Here is a 210-nt window from a genome sequence, read left to right as displayed (position 1 = left end):
CGTCCCAATCCGGGTCGGTGACGTCACCGCCTTCCGGGGCGTCGTTGACCGGGTTCACCGTGACTTGCACGGTGACGGGGGTTTGGCCGCCGTTGCCGTCGTCGACCAGGACGATGAAGGAATCGACACCGCTCCAGCCGGCATCAGGCGTGTAGGTGTAGATGCCGGTGGCGGCGTCGATCGTGACCGAGCCGTTGCTGGGGTGGGTAT

The 210-nt window shown here is 66.2% G+C and carries 1 protein-coding gene; it reads right to left on the bottom strand.

Features of this window, described 5'->3' with window-relative positions; genetic code table 11:
* Positions 1-210: cadherin-like domain-containing protein (locus G3A44_RS23240; protein WP_163460125.1), on the bottom strand; the 210-nt coding region annotated here is incomplete at both ends.

Source organism: Ideonella livida (assembly GCF_010499455.1).
GTDB lineage: Bacteria > Pseudomonadota > Gammaproteobacteria > Burkholderiales > Burkholderiaceae_C > Ideonella > Ideonella livida.
The sequence above is the reverse complement of the archived record's forward strand: the minus strand, read 5'-3'. Positions and strand labels throughout refer to the sequence as shown.